The 18,736-nt window shown below is 58.8% G+C and carries 15 protein-coding genes; 8 read left to right on the forward strand and 7 right to left on the reverse strand.

The features are described 5' to 3' along the window. The first annotated feature begins 16 nt into the window (after window positions 1–16). The 7 genes from H1Y01_RS01080 to H1Y01_RS01110 all read left to right on the forward strand — a co-directional run bounded on the left by H1Y01_RS01080 (window position 17) and on the right by H1Y01_RS01110 (window position 10,674). Window positions 17–469 carry a MarR family winged helix-turn-helix transcriptional regulator gene (locus H1Y01_RS01080; protein WP_180538249.1) on the forward strand — a complete coding sequence of 151 codons (453 nt, stop codon included), beginning with the start codon at window positions 17–19 and terminating at the stop codon, window positions 467–469. Between the two features lie 58 nt (window positions 470–527). Then, entirely contained in the window at window positions 528–1,103 is a 576-nt protein-coding gene (locus tag H1Y01_RS01085; protein WP_180538250.1) for an isochorismatase family protein, read from the forward strand. A gap of 2 nt (window positions 1,104–1,105) precedes the next feature. Then, window positions 1,106–1,435 carry a hypothetical protein gene (locus H1Y01_RS01090; RefSeq protein ID WP_180538251.1) on the forward strand — a complete coding sequence of 110 codons (330 nt, stop codon included), beginning with the start codon at window positions 1,106–1,108 and terminating at the stop codon, window positions 1,433–1,435. Further along, window positions 1,432–2,691, forward strand: a complete 1,260-nt coding sequence (locus H1Y01_RS01095) for an MFS transporter (RefSeq protein WP_180538252.1) — start codon at window positions 1,432–1,434, stop codon at window positions 2,689–2,691. Before H1Y01_RS01090 ends, H1Y01_RS01095 begins: the two co-directional genes overlap by 4 nt. 475 nt (window positions 2,692–3,166) lie before the next feature. Further along, complete coding sequence (locus tag H1Y01_RS01100) at window positions 3,167–3,979, forward strand: DJ-1/PfpI family protein (protein ID WP_219341162.1); 813 nt, start codon at window positions 3,167–3,169, stop codon at window positions 3,977–3,979. A gap of 611 nt (window positions 3,980–4,590) precedes the next feature. Continuing rightward, window positions 4,591–6,816 (forward strand): TonB-dependent receptor, encoded by a 2,226-nt coding sequence (locus tag H1Y01_RS01105; protein ID WP_367399753.1) that lies wholly within the window; start codon window positions 4,591–4,593, stop codon window positions 6,814–6,816. A gap of 633 nt (window positions 6,817–7,449) precedes the next feature. Then, on the forward strand, window positions 7,450–10,674 hold the full coding sequence (locus H1Y01_RS01110) for a TonB-dependent receptor (RefSeq protein ID WP_180538254.1): 3,225 nt from the start codon (window positions 7,450–7,452) through the stop codon (window positions 10,672–10,674). 244 nt (window positions 10,675–10,918) lie between these two features. Here the strand turns inward: H1Y01_RS01110 and H1Y01_RS01115 are convergent, their stop codons facing one another. Together H1Y01_RS01115 and H1Y01_RS01120 are read right to left on the reverse strand one after the other, a co-directional pair. Next, a complete protein-coding gene (locus H1Y01_RS01115; protein WP_180538255.1) occupies window positions 10,919–12,172 on the reverse strand; it encodes a choice-of-anchor tandem repeat GloVer-containing protein in 1,254 nt (417 codons plus the stop codon). 80 nt (window positions 12,173–12,252) lie between these two features. Continuing rightward, window positions 12,253–13,092 (reverse strand): sugar phosphate isomerase/epimerase family protein, encoded by an 840-nt coding sequence (locus H1Y01_RS01120; RefSeq protein WP_180538256.1) that lies wholly within the window; start codon window positions 13,090–13,092, stop codon window positions 12,253–12,255. A gap of 57 nt (window positions 13,093–13,149) precedes the next feature. On the opposite strand from H1Y01_RS01120, the gene H1Y01_RS01125 reads away from it, so the two are divergent. Further along, a complete protein-coding gene (locus H1Y01_RS01125) occupies window positions 13,150–13,353 on the forward strand; it encodes a hypothetical protein (protein WP_180538257.1) in 204 nt (67 codons plus the stop codon). Window positions 13,354–13,779: 426 nt separating this feature from the next. On the opposite strand, the gene H1Y01_RS01130 is transcribed toward H1Y01_RS01125, so the two are convergent. The 5 genes from H1Y01_RS01130 to H1Y01_RS01150 all read right to left on the reverse strand — a co-directional run. Next, the gene (locus tag H1Y01_RS01130; RefSeq protein ID WP_180538258.1) at window positions 13,780–14,613 is read right to left on the reverse strand and encodes a hypothetical protein; all 834 of its coding nucleotides are present in this window, start codon (window positions 14,611–14,613) and stop codon (window positions 13,780–13,782) included. 2 nt (window positions 14,614–14,615) lie between these two features. Further along, window positions 14,616–15,965, reverse strand: coding sequence for a S41 family peptidase (locus H1Y01_RS01135; protein WP_180538259.1), 1,350 nt, complete (start codon window positions 15,963–15,965; stop codon window positions 14,616–14,618). A gap of 88 nt (window positions 15,966–16,053) precedes the next feature. Next, a complete protein-coding gene (locus H1Y01_RS01140) occupies window positions 16,054–16,458 on the reverse strand; it encodes an energy transducer TonB (RefSeq protein WP_180538260.1) in 405 nt (134 codons plus the stop codon). A 109-nt stretch (window positions 16,459–16,567) separates the two neighbouring features. Further along, window positions 16,568–18,178, reverse strand: a complete 1,611-nt coding sequence (locus H1Y01_RS01145; RefSeq protein ID WP_180538261.1) for an acido-empty-quinoprotein group A — start codon at window positions 18,176–18,178, stop codon at window positions 16,568–16,570. Continuing rightward, window positions 18,175–18,736, reverse strand: a 562-nt coding sequence (locus H1Y01_RS01150) for a c-type cytochrome (RefSeq protein ID WP_180538262.1), incomplete at its 5' end; no start/stop codon positions are given. The genes H1Y01_RS01145 and H1Y01_RS01150, both read right to left, overlap by 4 nt.

An 18,736-nucleotide genomic window follows, 5' to 3' on the forward strand; every position in this document is an offset into this window, starting at 1 on the left:
ATGCCATACTGGTTCCATGCACGATCGCGTGAGTCCTTCGCCAACCGAGCGCGCCTCCGCACTTGCGGCGGAACTGCGGGCAATTTCCGGCAAACTCAAGCGGAAGCTGCGCGAGCAGGGCAGGCAGAGCGATTTGCGGCCTTCGCAAGTGTCCGTTGTGCTTCGTATTGAGAAAGACGGTCCCGCGGCAGTATCGAGCCTGGCTCGAGCGGAGGGAATGCGTCCTCAGTCGATGAGCGCCATCATCACATCGTTACTGGAAGCGGGATTGGTGAGCGGCTCTCCGGACCCGAACGATCGGCGGCAGACCTTGATGTCACTCTCCCGGAAATGTCAAAAATTGCTCAAGGACGGCCGCACCGCAAGGCAGGATTGGCTCACGACAACAATCCAGAAGAAGCTCTCTTACCAGGAACAGGAAAGGCTTGCTTCCGCCGTCAACCTGCTCGCGCGCCTCATTGAAGACTGATGCCTTCGCGTACCGCTACTCAACTCTCATTTAGATCCCTGTCGAGGAGAAGAACCCAGTGCCCGTTACAGCGCTTGATCCAAAGACCGCACTTATTGTCGTTGATCTTCAGAAAGGCATTATTGACTCACCCTTTATCCATCCGATCGCCGGCGTGATTGAGCGAACCTGCGTTTTGCTTAATGCCTTTCGCCGGCACGATCTCCCGGTCGTTCTGGTCAATGTCGCTGGGGGCCCGCCGGGCCGGACCGAACAGCCGCGCCGTTTCTCGACGCTCCCCGAGGGATTTAGCGATCTGATTCCGGAATTGGATCGCCAGACCGGCGATATCGTGGTTACGAAGCGGACATGGGGCGCATTCGCGAGTACGGATCTGGAGGCGCAACTGAGGGCCAACGCGGTAACGCAGGTTGTTGTCACAGGCGTGGCAACCGGAACCGGAGTCGAAGCTACTGCCCGACAGGCCTATGAGCAGGGATTCAACGTTACACTTGCCCTCGATGCCATGACCGATGCGCGCCCCGACGCGCACCAGTACAGCCTTACAAGCGTCTTTCCCCGGATCGGAGAAACGGGCTCAACCCTGGACATTCTTAACCTGCTGACTTACCTGCAGACTACGAGGAGCATATAACCATGACCTGGCTTCATCTTGTGTCGTACTTCTTTGGGGGAATTTTCCTGGCCAACGCCATTCCGCATTTTGTCAGCGGCATGATGGGACGGCCCTTCCAAACTCCCTTCGCCAAGCCGCCGGGTAAAGGGCTTTCCTCGTCTACCGTGAACGTTCTCTGGGGCTTCTTCAACGCCGTCGCCGGCTACCTTCTGGTAGTGCGCGTCGGCATCTTCGATCTGAGATCGATACGTGACGTGCTTGCTCTCGCGGTTGGCGCACTGCTGATCAGCCTCCAGTTGGCGCGCCATTTCGGCCAGTTTCATGGAGGCAATTCCCCGGAACGTTCATGAAGAATCCGGCGGCGGGTGTTTTCCGCGCTTTGAACATCTTCAATTTTCGTGTGTGGTCAGCGGGCGCTCTGGTTTCCAACATCGGGACATGGATGCAACGTGTTGCTCAGGACTGGCTTGTCCTTACGCAACTCACGCATCATGATGCCTCCGCGCTGGGAATCGTCATGGCGCTGCAGTTTGCACCGCAGCTTCTTTTGTTGCCCTGGACCGGATTTGCCGCGGATCATCTCAACCAGCGCAAGCTCCTGATGGTTACACAGGCGACGATGGGGGTTTTGTCGCTGGCTTTGGGAATCCTTACGATTACGGGCAGCGTCCGTCTTTGGCAAGTCTATGTATTTGCGTTCTTGTTTGGCTCGGCGGCCGCATTGGATGCTCCTGTGCGCCAGACTTTCGTGGCCGAGTTAGTGGGTGACGAGCACTTGCATAATGCAGTCGCGCTCAATTCGACATCGTTCAATGCCGGCCGAATGGTAGGTCCCGCGGTTGCCGGTTTCGTCATTGCGACGGTGGGGACAGGTTGGGCGTTTGCAGTTAACGGCCTATCATTCGCCGCGGTTTTGATTTCGATGTCACTGTTACGCGCGTCCGAACTGTATCCAAACACGCGAGCTCGAGGTAGCGCGGGAGGATTTCTGGAAGGATTCCGCTACGTCCGCGGCCGCCAGGATCTCCGGGCAATTCTGGTGATGCTCTTTCTGATTGGGACCTTCGGGCTCAACTTCCCGATCTTTACTTCGACGATGGCCGTCAAGGTCTTCCACAGCGATGCCCGCGGCTTCGGACTGCTGTCCTCTATCATGGCGATCGGCACCATCTCCGGAGCGCTGATCGCCGCAGGCCGCGACAAGCCGAAGTTCGGCTCGTTACTCGCCGGCTCAACGGTCTTCGGGATCGGATGCACTTTCGGCGCGCTAGCCCCCGGTTACTGGTGGTTCGCCGCGGCTCTCGTGGTCATTGGAGTTGCGGCCTTGACACTTACCAACGCCACCAACAGTATGATGCAGCTCTCGACGGAGCCCGCCATGCGCGGCCGAGTCATGGCCCTTCGGCTCGCTGTCGCGCTTGGCGGTACGCCGATAGGAGCTCCGATCGTGGGTTGGGTCGCAAATCGTTTCGGTCCCCGGTGGGCACTGGGCGTAGGCGCGTCATCGGGGTTTGCCGCCGCCCTGGTTGCGATATATGTCCTGACGCGGCGAACCGTCAAAGTAGTCAAGCCGGGAAGCTACGAACCGGCGGAACGTGTCGGCTGAACGTGCGCCGAAGATCTCCTCAATAAAATCGCGCATCGCCTGAGGTACGATAAACGCTTGCGGCGACTTTGGGCCAGTTTACTTCTTGCCTTTTTCAGCGTCTCGCTGATCAGCCCGGCCGTGTCCACCGATTCGGATTCGAATCTTCCAGCATGCTGCCGGCGGCTTGGTAAGCACCATTGCTCCATGCCCGTGAACCCTTCGCCTGGCCCGGCCATGCGATCGGCTCGTTGTCCATCGTTCCCGGAAACAATGGCCCCGAGTATTATCGGCGGCGCCTTCATCTTGAGCCTCGCAGCGTCGTCATTTGTCCGGTTCCTCGTTCGCCCCTTAGCACCTGGTCCGGTTCAGATCTCCGGACTGACCGCGCTTAACGGCTCTCATCAAGTACGCGGTCCCCCCGTCTCTCCCGCCTTCGCATAGCTCATTCCAATAGCGTTCGCAGAACTTATTTCATCGGGAGGAGAAATCCGTCATGGACCGACGTGTATTCTCGCTCGGCAGCATCGCGCTGTTGAGCGCATTACAGCGGGTTGCCGCGCAGACTGCGGCATCTCAAACCAAAACAGAACCCATGCACGCGAGCATTCCATCCGGGGCGCCGCAACAAATCGCGATGGTCGTATACCCGCAAATGACTGCGCTCGACCTGATTGGTCCGCAGACATTACTGGCGGCCCTGGGAAATGTCAACGTTCATCTGATCTGGAAGAGCAGGGAACTGGTCACATCCGACAACGGTCTGGTTCTACAACCCACCATGAGTTTCGCGGATTGTCCGCGGGACTTGGAGGTTCTTTTCATCGGGGGCGGCGCCAAAGGAACGATCGCCCTCATGAGGGATCCGGGGGTGCGCGAGTTTCTAGCAGACCGGGGAGCACGAGCGCGTTACGTCACCAGCGTCTGCACCGGTTCGCTGGTGCTGGGAAGCGCGGGCTTGTTACGCGGCTATAAAGCTACATCTCATTGGGCTTTCAGGGAGGCTCTTCCCTTGGTGGGCGCGGAACTCGCGCCCGGGCGCGTGGTAGAAGATCGTAATCGCATAACCGCCGGGGGAGTAACCGCTGGAATCGATTTCGGTTTGCGTCTAGCAGCGCGGCTTCGCGATGAACGCTATGCGCAGATGTTGCAGCTTGCGTTTGAATATGATCCGCAGCCTCCTCTGCATGCCGGCAACCCGGAATCGGCGCCCGCCGAGGTCAGCGATCATCTGCGATCCATGTATTCTCCCGTGCTGACCGATTTCGAGACCGCCGCCAAGGAGGTCCGAAAAACGTGGCCCGCATAACACTCAGGGCCGGCGAGTATATCGAGGCCGTTTGTGAAGGGGATCTAGTGCTGCAACAGGTACACCGCGTGGATCTATCGAAATGAAGTATCGTGTTCCGGCCGCGGCTCTCGTAGTCATCTGTCTGTTCGGCGCTCTCATTGCGCCCGCTTTCGCCGGAACAGGTGCATTCCAACCGAACTGCTGTCGCAATCACAAGAACTGCTGCCCCAGATCGAAGGCGGATACCGCTACCTCCGGCGCGTGGGCGTCTGGGAGTTTTTGCTCACAAGGTTGCTGTCGGCTGGCGGCGCTCGTAGGTCCAAGCGCTTTCGTTCCGGCCGAGGGTTACGCGCCGTTCGGCTTTGCCGAACAAAGATCGCAGACTAATTTCGGTCGTGAACGTCCGCTGCACGCTGACGCGCCCGCGTTTGCACTGTTTGGCAGACCTCCTCCCTCTCTCTGACACAAGCCTCGATTTTAAGCCGTTTCGTCGTGCGCGTTTTTGTTTTAAGGGAGAGAGAGGGAAAGGTCAAAAAGTGAAGAGCATTTCTACAGCGGTTGGAATTCTGTGTCTATTGGTCTGCAGTCCCCTGCTGCGGGCTACAATCTTCGGAAGAATACAAGGGATCGTGCATGACCCGCAGCACCGGCCTGTTAAGGGAGCATCGATAAAACTTGCGGCGGTGACTTCGGAATATTCCCAAACAGCCCAATCGGACGAGAACGGGGAGTTTTTGTTCACTAGTGTTCCCCTGGGAGATTACAAGATCACGGTTACGCAGGCTCAGTTCGAGACTTCCGAGGAGACCGTAACCGTTACTTCCGGCGCCTCGCCGGTTCTTCACTTCCGGCTGGCGATCGCGCCGTTAAATCAAACTGCTGTGGTGGTAGGGCAGACGGAAGAATCCAAAATGGATTCAGTGACGCCGACCGCTCTGGTGGACCGCGAGGACATCGCTCAAACCCCGGGCGCCGACCGCACCAACAGCATGGCGATGATCACCGACTATACGCCGGGAGCTTATGTGACGCACGACATGCTGCACATGCGCGGGGGGCATCAAGTGGATTGGCTCATCGACGGCGTGCCCGTGCCCAATACCAACATCGCCACCAATCTCGGTCCGCAGATTGACCCAAAGGACATCGACTATCTCGAGATCCAGCGCGGCAGCTATGAGGCCGAGTACGGCGACCGCACCTACGGCATTTTCAACATTGTGCCACGCACCGGCTTCGAGCGCGACAATGAGGCTGAACTGGTGCTTTCGGGCGGCAACTGGTATCAAACCAACGATCAGATCAACTTCGGCGGGCACACCGAGCGGTTCGCCTACTACGCCAGTTTGAATGGAAATCGAAGCGACTATGGGCTTCAGCCGCCGATTGGTCAAGTCGTAAATGATGCGGAGAACGGTTATGGGGGGTTCGCTTCGTTCATCTTCAACGCGAGCCCATCCAACCAGTTTCGGGTAGTGGCTTCTCTGCGCCAGGATTATTACCAGATCCCGATTGACCCCAATCCCAACTCATCGGGAAATGCGGTCTATCCCAGCTACGGTCTTCATGACAGTGAACGCGAACCCGATGGTTACGTCACTTTCTCGTGGGTTCACACCTTTAATCCGGACCTGCTGCTAACCGTTTCACCCTTCTTTCACTACAACCAGGCCAGCTATACCGGGGGTCCGAACGATGTTCCCGTGATCTCGACCGTGGACCAGACGGCCAACTATGTTGGCGCGCAAGCCAGTCTGAATATCACCGCGGTAAAGTACAACGACATTCAAGTAGGCGTCTACGGGTTCGTACAGCACCAGCGTAACTACTTCAACAACGTGTTTACGGATTGCGCCCCGGACTGCCAGAACTACGGCCCCTCTTCGGCTTCGGTGACCGGGGGCGTGGGGGAGGTGTTTCTCAGCGACCGTTTCAAGGTGACCTCCTGGCTGACCCTGATCGCCGGGTTGCGCCAGGTTCACTTCGGGACCCCGGGAGTGCAAGCGGAATCGGGCGTGATCGAGAACGCGACGGACCCGCGCTTTGGCCTAGCCATCCGAATCCCCAAGATCAATTGGGTTTTTCATGGCTTCTACGGTCATTTTTATCAGCCGCCGCCACTGCTAACGGCTACGGGTCCTTTGCTCGAATTGGCCACGAGCCAGACTTTGACCTTCGCCCCGCTGAAGGGGGAGCGCGATGAAGAATACCAGTTCGGCGTCTCAATTCCCTTTCATGGCTGGGTGCTGGAAGAAGATACCTTTCAAACCAAAGCGCAGAATTGGCTGGACCACAATAACATCGGGGAATCGAACATTTTCTGGCCCATCACCTGGACGGCTGCTTTGATTCAGGGATGGGAAACCACGCTTCGATCTCCGCGCATTTGGCATCGGGCTCAGATTCACCTGGCCTATTCCAATCAGATCGCCCAGGCGACGTCTCCGATCACGGGAGGTGTGGTCTGCCCCCTTCCCATTTCACCGGCCTGCCCCGTGGCCATTCCGACTGGATATTCGCCGGTGGATCACGATCAAAGAAACACGTTGAACTTCGGCGTCAACGGCCGGCTTCCGTGGCAGGTGTTCGCTTCCACCAATGTCTATTACGGCTCCGGATTTACCAACGGATTGCCGGACGCGGAGTATCCCGGAGACTATCTCCCTCAGCACACGACATTCGATGTTTCGCTGGGAAAGAGTTTTGGGGAAAGCGACAAATACAGGGTTTCCGTGACCGCTCTGAACGTAGCGAATCGTCGCGTGCTACTCGACAACAGCCTAACTTTCGGAGGATTTCATTTCAATGATCCGCGGCAGATTTATGCGGAATTTCGCTGGAAGTTTCACTACTAGCGGAAAGGACGCGGGGCGCGATCCGTTTTGCGCGAGTTCCCGAAGAGAGCCCTACCAGAAGAAAGATACTTCGGGTTACCCTAGAAGCCCGTGGTAGTAACCGCTCCGTCACCGTCGCGGCTCTGTAACTTACTGTTCTACTGAGCCGCGCCCGTGAGTAAGCGGTACTTTTTGATTACTGCCACGGGCTCCCAGTCACCTTGGCATCTCCGTGGATGAGCCACGCGTCGACCTCGGCTATATCCGGGCCCAAAGTCTTGCTGCTGCCCCTACGGGGTGACCCATTTCAGTGAGGACATATATGTTCGGGTGGCGAGTTCTCGTAAAATGGAGAACGAACTCGTGCTCGTGACGCGATTGTGAAAAGGCTTCGCCGGGTCGGCGATGCCGGTTCTGCATCCATGGGACGAGCGAGCGGTGGAGCCGTAGCCCGCCCAGATCCGCCCTGCCGGCCATCGGCAAATACGGGCCGCGTTGAAAACACGGTCTTTCTAAAAAAGTTCTAAAACAACTTGATTTCCAGCCGATAACATCCTATTCTCGATTAACAAACCAAACAATCACTGTTTAGGTGGGAGGACTGCTGCTAGGGGCGTCTCTCCGGGGGGTACGTCAGGAATGAAAAACGGTCGAATGCTATTCGCTGCGCTTGCGGCCCTCTCGGCTGCAACGCTCCTTCATGCGCAGACATCGGAGGTTTCAGGACGCGTTGTCGATAGCTCCAAAGCCGCGGTGGCGGGGGCGAAAGTAGGGCTGATCCGCACGGAGAACGGCAATCGCCGGGACACGGTGACGAGCGGCGAAGGCTATTACAATTTCCCGCTGCTGGTCTCGGGAACGTACACCGTAACCGTGGAAAAGGAAGGTTTCGAAAGAATGGTTCGGGAGGGTATCACGGTCCAAACCGGCGATATCAGCACCGTGGATATCGAGCTGACCGTAGGCTCGGTCTCGCAATCGGTGGATGTGCAGGCGGACGTGCCGCTGCTGCAGTCGGAATCCGCCGCCGTGTCGAACGTAATCGAAAACAAAACCATCGCGGACATGCCCTTGCTCGACCGGCGCTCGGCGCAACTGCAGCGCCTAGGCGGATTCGTCGTGCCGAACGGAACGGGCGCCTCGGCGACTTTCGCGATCGCCGGCGGCCGCGGCAACAACGCCAACTATCTGATCGACGGGGGTACGGCGCAAAACCTCACGTTGGGCGTCCCCACGCTGGTATACGATCCCCCCGTGGAATCGATGCAGGAATTCAATGTTTCGGTAAGCGACTACGCCGCGGAGTTGGGCAGGACCGGCGGGGGCGTCATCCAGATGACCACGAAGTCCGGGACGAACGCGTTTCACGGTTCGGTTTACGAGTTTTTCCGCAACGACGATCTCAACACGCGCACTTTTTTTGCGAAGACGATTCCGGAACTGCGCTACAACCTGTTCGGCGGCAGCGTCGGCGGACCCATCATCAAGAACAAGACGCAGTTTTTCTTCAACTATGAAGGCAAACGTCAGATCGCGGCGGTTGACCAGCGCCTCAACGTTCCGACTTTGGCGGAGGACGAGGGAAACTTTTCGGCGGATTCTTATGTCGTCAAAAATCCCACCACGAAAATGCCGTTCGCGAATAACATTATTCCGGCGAGCATGCTGGACGCGGTGGGGTCCAAGCTCGCGCTGTTCTATCCCGCGCCCAACGTTCCCGGCGCGGCTTCGGGGAAGGGAAATTTCAACGCCAATGACCCGACCACGACGACGGCAAACGATTACGTGGCCCGCGTCGACCACACCTTCAACGAAAACAACAGAATGTTCGTGCGCTTCCTCGGCGAGCCGCTAACCGTCGACACGGCGCCGATCCTTCCCCAGCCCGCAGCCGATCCATTCGGTGTGAATAATCTGGATTATTACTACAACCTTTCCGGAACTTACTACCATAACTTCACGCCGACCACGATTAACGAAGCTCGCTACACCTGGACGCTGCGTAAGGCTTTCGTGGTCTCCTCAGGAGTGGGTTCCACAGTAGACTCGCAAATCGGTCTGACGGGGGTGAACGAGGCGTTCTTTCCCACGGTGGTGGTGAACGGGTTTCAAACTCTGGGGGCTCCCTCGCAGCAACAACGCCTGCAGGGTCCCATTCGCAGCGACGCGGCTGACGACAATCTGACATTGGTTCGGGGTAATCACACGTTCAAGGTGGGCGTGGAATACCGCTATGCATCGAATCTCGATAAGTATTCGCCGACCGCCGGCGGTTCGTTCACGTTCAACAACGTCGCCACGGGCAGCGCGCTGGCCGCGCTCGAACTGGGATGGGTCGACCAGGCCAGTCTTCTGGCCACTTATCCCTTACATACCCGCGCCGATTCTTATGCGGCCTTTATCCAGGACGACTGGCGCGTCACGCCCAAACTGACCTTGAACCTAGGACTACGCTACGACATCGACGAGCCGCGATGGGAAGAGCAAAACCGGCAGAATTCGTTCAACGAAACCGCCATCAATCCGGTTTCCGGAACTCCCGGCATCATCACGTTCTCGGGGATAAACGGGGTGAGCAAATACGCGAACAATTGGGACCTGGACAATCTGGGACCGCGCTTAGGATTCGCCTACAAACTAACCGACAAGTGGGTGCTTCGCGGCGGCGGCGCGGTGCTGTACCTCGGCGAATACGACCAAGCCACCCCCATCGTCGCCAACACCGGTTTCAGCACGCAGGGAAGCTTTGTATCCCCGGACAACGGCGTTACACCGGCGTTCCTGTTGCAGAGCGGCCTGCCGCCTGTGTCGTCGCCGACCGTCTCGCAGCTCACGCCGGGCTACGGCGCCGTGCCGGTGGGCTCCAAGCCCACAACTTCAGTGGCGTTCTTCAATCCGAATCGCGCGAACGGGTATATCTACAACGCGAGTTTCGATATTCAGCGGCAACTCGCGGGCAACCTGCTTCTGGATATCGGTTATCTGGGAACGTTCGGTCATAAGCTGCCGGCGCCCGACGCCCAGAGTATCGACCAGGTTCCGACGGACGAGCTTCGCGCGGGGAACACGCAGATTCTGAGACCCTTCCCGCAGTTCAGCAACGTGCAGATTATTGCCCCCGACATTGGCGCATCCAAATACGAGGGCCTGAACCTCGGGATCGAAAAGCGCTATTCCAAAGGCCTGTTATTCAAGTTCAACTACACCTTCTCCCATATGATGGACAACATCGACTCGCGCAATGAGTTAGCTGCATTCCCGGGCGTCGATTCGTTTACCAATTACTACAACCAGGGGAACGACTGGGGGAACTCGGGAAACGACGTTCGCCAACGGGTGGTATTCAGCACCATCTATGAACTCCCCTTCGGCCAAGGGCGCGCTTTCGGAACAGGGAATAAGATTCTGGACTTCGTGGCGGGCGGATGGTCGGTAGGCGCCGTAATGGAAGCGCGCACCGGAACGCCTTTGAGCCCCGTCATGCTGAACAACACCACCAACTCATTCTCGGACGGCGAACGTCCGAATGTGGTGGGTTTCTGGCAAATGCCGGCCGGCCGCACGACGGGTCAGCAACTCGCGGAGTGGTTTAACACGGCTGCGTTTGCAGCTCCCGCGCCGTATGTGTTCGGAGATGCGGGCCGTACCTTCGGCGTAGGGCCCGGACTATTCACCCTGGACAGCTCACTGCTCAAGAATTTCAAGATCGGCGAGCGGTTCGTCCTGCAGTTCCGCCTTGAAGCGTTGAATGTTACCAATCATCCGAACTTCGCGAATCCCAACACCCAGTTCGGCAGCGCGGCGTTCGGCCAGATTACAAGCGAGGTTGCGGGCAACCAATCGCGCATTCTCCAGCTTGGTATGCACCTGCAATTCTGATAGGTAGGAACCGGAAGGAGCTGTTCTGATCGGCTCGCAAATCCGTTCGCCCGCATCGCGACCGGCGCCTTCCGTTCCGCGCCGGTCACCCGGGTGTTTGTGTTCGTGCCCATCCCGGGAGGAAGCTCGGCCGCACTTTCGAAAAGCCCGGAGGAGAACAGACGAGTTCCGCCCCCGATAGCGGAGAAGCATCGTTCGATCGCCTACCATTCAATAAGGAACGCGGCAGCCTCGGCGCTACTTCCTACGGAGTTACCGCGAGCTTAAAAACCGTCCCACATCCCTCGCCGAAGCATCCGCCGACAAGCCCTCCGGAGATGGTCGTCCCGAATAAATTGTATACTCCACCAGTCGGAAACGCCAGAATGCCCGACTCGGGATTTGCCCCGTCGGCGAGTCCCGTGAATGTGTACAGTACCAGCTCCTTGCCTGGCGTCGTAGCACTCACAGCGAACACCAGGCCGCATCCAATGGCGCAGTTACTCGTAGTACTCCCGCCGTAAGCAGCCGTTCCGGCGACGAAACCGGATGACTGAATGTAGCCTAGACTTCCGATCGGGTTGCCTCCGTCCGCGCCGCCCGTGAAGTTATAAAGGTCCGTGAAAGTCCCAGTGCTGCTTATCTTATATACAACCCCTTGACCGGAAGTGCCGCCTTGCGGAGTAACACCGAATAGATTCCCCGCACTATCCATAATCACTCCCGATTCCGGACTCTGCCCGTCGATGCCGCTGCTCTCGAAGCTATGGAGGAGAGTTACGGCTCCGGACGGACTCACCTTGAATACAGTTCCATTGTCCCCGGCGCCGCCCTCCTCCGTCGTGCCGTATAAGTTGCCGGACGAATCGATAATCAGGTTCGAGTCGGGGAACGCGCCGTCGTTCGGCGAACCCTGGAAGGCATGGAGAACCGTGTATACACCGGCTGGGCTTAACTTGAAAACCACTCCGTAGCTACCCGCGGTCCCTCCGCCATGGAGCGTAGCGCCATATAGGTTCCCGGACGAGTCGGGTATCAGCGCCCCGTCGGGATGATATCCGCGCGCGGTGTCACGGAAGCTATGAAGAATGGTTTGGGTCCCGGTTGGGCTCAACTTGAATACCAGGCCATCGCCGTATTCGCCCCCTAAGCCCGCGGTCCCGTACAGGTTGCCCGCACCATCCTGTTTCAGGCCGTTGGGGATCTCGCCGTTCGATCCGGTGGCAGTGTACAAGACACTCTCCTCCCCGGTCGCGGTGACCTTGAATACCACGCCGCATCCAGAGGGCGGCGGCGACGCATACTCGCAGCTGGGGTCGCCTCCTTTGCTCGTCGGGCCGTAGAGATTCCCCTCCTTATCCTCGATGAGGGCGGCTCCGGTGGTCGGAATTCCCCCGTCCGCTGCGCCGGTGAACGTGTAAAGTACGGTAAGCGTGGAATTCTGACCATAAGCCGCCCACGGACTGGATAGACAAAGGACAAGGGCCGGCAAGGTCAGTTGGAACGATTTTGATGGCATGTAGTTTCTCCGAAAGATTGCGGAAAGATCTGCGGCAAAGAGGGCCAAACGTCTGTCGCTGGAGGCCAGTATATCGCGGGCTAACTCTCGCGCACCCCGGCTTTCGCCAGCGTCGCGCGCCCCTTTTCGAGGCCAAGCCGCGCGCCTTCCTCGGGCGTCATCTGCGCCAGCCCGCGCCCGAAAACCTCGACGCTCAACGCATCCTCATACCCGATCTTCGCCAGCGCTTGCAGAAACCCCGTCAGGTTGATCACGCCTTCGCCCGGCATCAGCCGCTCGTTGTCGCGAATCTGATCCGGAGGCAGATTGGGCGAGTCGTTGAAGTGGACGGTGACGATCCGTTCCTTCCCGGCATCGAGGATGTCCTGGACCGTCGCCCCCGCATGATGCCAGTGCCAGGTGTCGAGCGTCAGCCCCACATTCGAGCCGCACTCTTTCGCGAATTCCAGCATCTCCGGCATGCGCCAGATGAATTCGTTCGGGAACTGCTTGCGCAGATGCAGCGGGCCAAGGAATTCGAGCCCCAGCCGCACATGCGATCGCGCCAGAATATCCGCGCTCCGGGTAAATCGCTCTTTGTAGATCTTCCGCAGCTCTGCTTTCGGAGTGGGGCTGGACGGCATGATGTACGTCATCATGCGAGGGCAGCCGATGGCCGCGGCAAACTGCGCTGCCGGCTCCAGCTTAGGGAGCGACTCTTCAAACGTTTTGTCGTCCTTCCGAAACTCGACGGGGAAGTCGGTGATCGCCGGCCGTATTTTCAAGCTCGCGAGCAGGTCCCGGGTTGACGCGAAGCCTTCCCGCATGGCGGCGCCTTCCATAACGTCGGTGCCTTTATATCCAACCTTGGCGGCGAGCCGCGCGAAATCCGGCCAGGGCACCCGTCCCGTGGTGAGCTGGTTATTTAAGGATAAGTACATGCAGGCTCCATACTACATGAGCCTAAAGTCTTGAGCCGAAGCCGCCGATAGGCTTACATGTCCTCGATTTCCATATCGTTAAACGGAATCGAAGCGGCTCAGGATCGCTTCGATGGATCTGCGCAACGCATTGCCGTAAAAGGTGAATTGCCTCAGGATTCGATTGAACTCGTCAACGCGCGCAACGAGATCGCATCCGACGAAAACGCGATCCAGATCGCCGAACAGATCGCGCAGAGCGCGATCGATCTCGTCGGGTAGCCGATGCTGAAAACGTTGAAGTAAGTATTGGCCGATGAACCACACATGGCCCGCGGTCCATTCTGGGGAATGAAGCTGCAGTATTGGAGTCGCTGCAAAATACCACATACTGAGCCGCGACGGTGACGGAGCGGTTACAACCGGGCATCCGCTTTCTCGCGGCAAAAGCATTCGAAAGGTTCTTTTCCGGAGCACCAGCTCCGTTACCGTCGCGGCTCAGTATGCTGACAGGTGTTTTCAGAACAACACGGGACCACTCAATCCGCATCCTACCCTGTTCAATCCGGCGTTGCAGGAGGCCCTGCTGAGCCGCGACAGCAATGGAGCTGGTGCTCCGGAACAGAACCGTCGAATGCTTTTTGCCGCGCGAGAGCGGAATGCTCCTCGTGCGCCTTGCTTCCGCGTTTTCATTCCCCAGGGTGGCAGCTATTTCTGCAGCGCTTTAATATCGGCGGGAATATCGAAACGATTCGGCGGAACCGGCGCATTCAGATCGACCTTCTCCAGGTGGATTTCGAACTGCTGTCCCGCGACGTTTTGCACCATCTTGGTCGGTATCGTAAGATCGCCTTCCTTCTTGTAATCGCTGAACGCGATCTCCACCGGAGCTTTCCCCATCGGAGTATCCACCGTCATTGCGCTCTTCAGGACCAGACCCGAATCTTTGTCGTACCATTCCGTTTCCGAGCTTCCCGATTGCGGCGTCAGCACGACTTTGTAAGCGGGTTTCCCATCCACGTCATCGATACCCGTTACTTCCGCCGACTTGTAGTACTTCTTCCAGTTGGTATGAATATCGGTTGCCGCGGATCGAATCTCAGCCGCTGCCTCATCGCCCGCCTTGATGCGCGCCCCGGTCATCGGAGAGATCTCCCACGCGATGGTTCCATCGCTGCCTTCTTCGACTTTGCCGACACCCTGGATGTCAATCAGCGCATAGCTCTTGTTCGGAGCCGCGGAGTACATGGTCAAATCGCCGGTAATTCCTTGAGCCGGCATCACAAACTTACCCGTCCCGACCATTGTCTTAACGGCGTCGTAAGCCTTCGCGCCGCCGGTAACGTCGACATAGTGCTGCAGCACGGTATCCGCTGAAGGTAAAGGCCCGGTGGGCTTAGCGGCAGCGGACGCATCGACGTCCGGTTTCGCCACGGCCGCCGGCATCGGCGGAGTCGCCCCAGTTGCCGGGGCCGCTGTCTGCCCTGCCAGCGAAATCGCCATCAGCCCCGACAAAGCCAGCCCCGATAAAACCAAATTCATTTTCATTGCGTTATTCCTTTCGTATTCATCGAAGCTCTCGCTCCCTGTCTGATCCAATCGACCGCCGCATCGAGCGCCGGGTCTTTCCCCGCAAGCAAGGCCGCCCTGGTCAGCGGTTTCGTTTCGTCCGGCGTCACACCGGCGCCTTCCAGAACCTTGCCGCTTTGCGAGGTATAAGATGCCGCCGCAAACTGAAAGGCATCGCCATTCGGCAGACGCTCGATCATCGATGGCAGCGCCGCGCCCGCGGACCGGGTTCCAAAGATACGCGCGCGCCCTAAATCCTGCATGCCGCCCGCGAAGATCTCCGAAGTCGACGCCGAAAGTCCATCGATCAGCACAGCCACCTTGCCCGGAAAGACCGGCGGCCGCGGATTCACGACGAACTTGAGCGGCAACTCGCGCATCTGCATCGTCCCGAGCCTTTCGTCGGGCTGCGCAACAAAGTAACCCGCAATGCCGGTTGCCAGCAGGCCGATCCCGCCCGGATTGCCACGCAGATCGATCACGATTCCGGCGCAACTCATGCAGCTGCGCACCGCATCCTGAAACGCCGGAACTAAGTGCGCCGGATCCAGAAACAAATTGAACCGGATATATTCCACATCGTTCCCGATGCGCTTCGATTCGATCCAGACATGCTCTTCCGGCAGATAGCCGAACTTCGAAGGCGTGCCGCGAAACGCCTCTCGATCCAGCGAGAGGAGCACGCGCTTATCATGCCCATCGCGGAACTCGATATCGACCGGATTGCCCGCCGGTCCCCATAAGCGGGAGAGCACGACGCGGCTCAGCATCATGTCCCGCATGGTCGATTTCGCGTACGTCCCAGCCGTGCGCGTGAGTGCCGGGGCGAGGTTCTCGTCATTGATTGCTTTGATCGTCCATCCCGGCCGGACGCCTTGACGCGCCGCCGGCGATTTCGGCTCGACTTCCACCACCACCGCCTCTTGGTCTATTACGCGGATATCGATGCCCGGAGTTCCATCTTCTTCACCGGCCGCCGGAGCCGCGCTTACCGGTGCGTCATCGGCCGCCTTTACGGGGTTCGCCAAGTCGTGGTAAACCTCGCCCGGGATGACAGCGTTATGGCTCTCATGCAGGCGCGCCAGCATCTCGCCGATGATCTCGCGTACCTCGGCTTCAGATTGCGCGCTTTCCACCTTGGGCCGCAACTCCGCGCGAACGGCTTGCCAGTCCAGCCCGCCCATCTTCGGATCCCAATGCTTCTCCTGGACGGTCGACCAGACTTTATCGAAGGATTCGAGGTTCGCGCGCTGCTGCTCGGGAGTCAGCGCCGCGAAGATCGGAATAGCAATGAGGAGGGGAAGAAGGAACGCGATGCGGCGCAAACAGATGATCCATCTTCAGTTTAACTGCCCGACTTATAGATATCAGGCGGGTAGATATCAGGCGGGCGCTTCGAGCGGATCGCCGGCCTTACATATCGTTGAACCGAATCTCGATATCCATGCTCACCGCCACCGGTTTGCCATCCTTCGCCGCGGGCTGAAAGCGCCACTCCCGCACGGCCTTGATCGCGCAGTCGTCCACATCGCGTGCTACGCCTCGCACGACCCGCGTCTTCTTCACTACGCCTTTCGAATCGATGACAATGCGCAGAAGCACCGTTCCGTCCAGCCGGAAACCCTGTCCCGAATACTCGGGCATCACCTGGTGGACTACCTTGGGCGCGACAATCCCCGGCGCCATTTCATAGACGCGCTCTTCCTCGCTCTCTGGGGCGGCCTGAGGTGCGGCATGCAGTAACGATAGACCCTGGATCCACGGAAGGCACTGCGCCGCGGAACAAAGCACGGCGCGCCGCGAACGCGGAAGTGCCACGGAGTTCATCGTGAAAGGGAGACGACACTCAACCCCCGATGGTTTCGCGACGCGGCATCAAGGCGCACGTACCTCAGCCTGTTTAACCGAACTTTACAAAGAGAGATGACTACTTCGTTGCAGCCGACTGCGATTGACCGGGAAGCGTGAAAGCGTCGAGATGGTCGCCGGCGCCAACCACCAGGTACTGCCGCCCGTCCAGTTCGTAAGTCATCGGCCCGTTGCTGACCCTGGCCTCGAGGGCCGCATGCCACAGAATCTTCCCGCTGGCCGGATCGAACGCGATCAGGTTATGCGACGGATCGCCCGCGAACAGCAGGTTCCCCGCGGTCGTCAGAATGCCGAGAATGCCGCCGGTATGGCCCGGATAGACGTGCTCCCAGCGAATCTTGCCGGTCTGGTAATCGATGGCTTTCAACGCGGCCTCCGACCAGACGCCGCTGTCCCGCCCGCCGTAGCCTTCCGGCCGGTCGTCGGTGTCGGTGAGGTAGAAAACGCTGTAAGACTGCGCGGTGCTGACGTAGAACAGGCCGGTCTCCGGATCGAAGCTCGGCGGCGGCCAGTTCGTCGCGCCATCGGACGCCGGCGTAACGAGTGTTCCGTCCGGTTTCGGTTCCTTCGACGCATCGGGGATCGGTTCACCGCGCGAATCGACGCCCTTCGACCAGTTGATGGTGTTATAAGGAACGCTCAGCAGGTTCTTGCCGGTCACGCGGTCCAGAAGGAAGAAATACCCGTTGCGGCTAGCCTGCGCGAGCAGCTTACGCGGCTTTCCATCAATGACTCCGTCGAAGAGAACGGGTGTCTGCACCGCATCCCAATCGTGAGTATCATGCGGAGAAGACTGGAATGCCCAGACAAGCTTACCGGTATCGACATTGAGGGCGACGATGGAACAGGTCCAAAGGTTGTCGCCTTTACGGCCTTGTCCGGCATGCACCGGATTCGGATTCCCGGTGCCCCAGTAGATAAGCTTCAACTGCGGGTCATAAGTGCCGGGCATCCAGGTCATGCCGCCGCCGTGCGCCATCGATTCCTTATTGGGCCAGGTTTCCGATCCGGGCTGCCCCGGCTTCGGCTCGCTATCCCATCGCCACTGAACCTTGCCGGTTTCCGGATCGCGGGACTCCAGATAGCCCGGCACATCCAGCGAATCGCCGCCCACCCCGACCAGGACATGGTTGCCGATTACGATCGGCGCGGGTGTCGCGAAGTATTGCTGCTTAACGTCGGCGATCTCCACGCTCCAGCGCATTTTGCCGGTGTTCTTATCGAGCGAGATGAGGTGGTCGTCGGGCGTCTCGAAGAAGAGCTTGTTCTCGTAGATGCCGACGCCGCGGTTTCCTATGTGAATGCCGCCGCTACTCTCCCACTTGAAGTGCCAGAGTTCTTTCCCGGTGCGCGCGTCCACGGCCCACGCATGATCGGGAACGGTAAAGTAGAGGACGCCGTTAACTTCCAGCGGCGTCGCTTTGATTTGCGCGCCGAAAGGACCGCCTCCCGCGCCGGTATCGGCTTTGTAAGACCACGCGAGGCTTAGATTGCGAACATTCGACGCATTGATCTGGTTGAGCGGACTGAACCGCCGGCCCGAGTAATCGCCGTTGTAAGTGGGCCAGGTATCGGTCGGAGGTTGACTTAGCTTGGCGGGATCGAGTTCCTGCGCTCGCAGGGCGGCCCCGGCGCACAACACGGAAAGGAGCAGAAAGCTGCGCTTCACTTCAGGGTCTCCAGGTAAGCGAGGATGTTATGCATATCGGCGTCCGTATATTGCTTCAGTAACTGCTCGTGACCGAGGAGCGGATCGTGAATCTCTACCTTAGTCATGCCGTTGTCTTCCAGCGGGATCGTCCGGCGCTGCCCGTTCGCATCGAGCAGCGTGATGCTGAAATCATCCTGCGCGAGCAGACTTCCGGAAACCGTTTGACCGTCGGGCATCGTCACCGTCGCCGTCACCTGACCTTTCGGATCGGGAGGCGGTCCGGGCTGGCCGGGGTAACGACGCGTCACCGGATACAAGAAGCGCGATTGCAGCGCGGGCGGATCGAACTTCGCTGCGATGTGCGCCAGATCGCCCGCAGCCGAATGGCAGGTTGCGCAGTGCGCGTCAAAGTAGGCGTGCCCGGCTTCGGGATTACCGGTGACGACGTTCAGTATCTTGTACTCCATGCGATTGGCGACCGCCTGCGAGCGCGAAACAAAGAACGCGGCGAGATCCTTAATCTGCGCATCGGTGAACGCGAACTTCGGCATGCCCTGGGCGGGGCGACCGTTCAGG

This window comes from Nevskia soli, assembly GCF_903970205.1.
Classification (GTDB): Bacteria; Acidobacteriota; Terriglobia; order Bryobacterales; family Bryobacteraceae; genus Bog-113.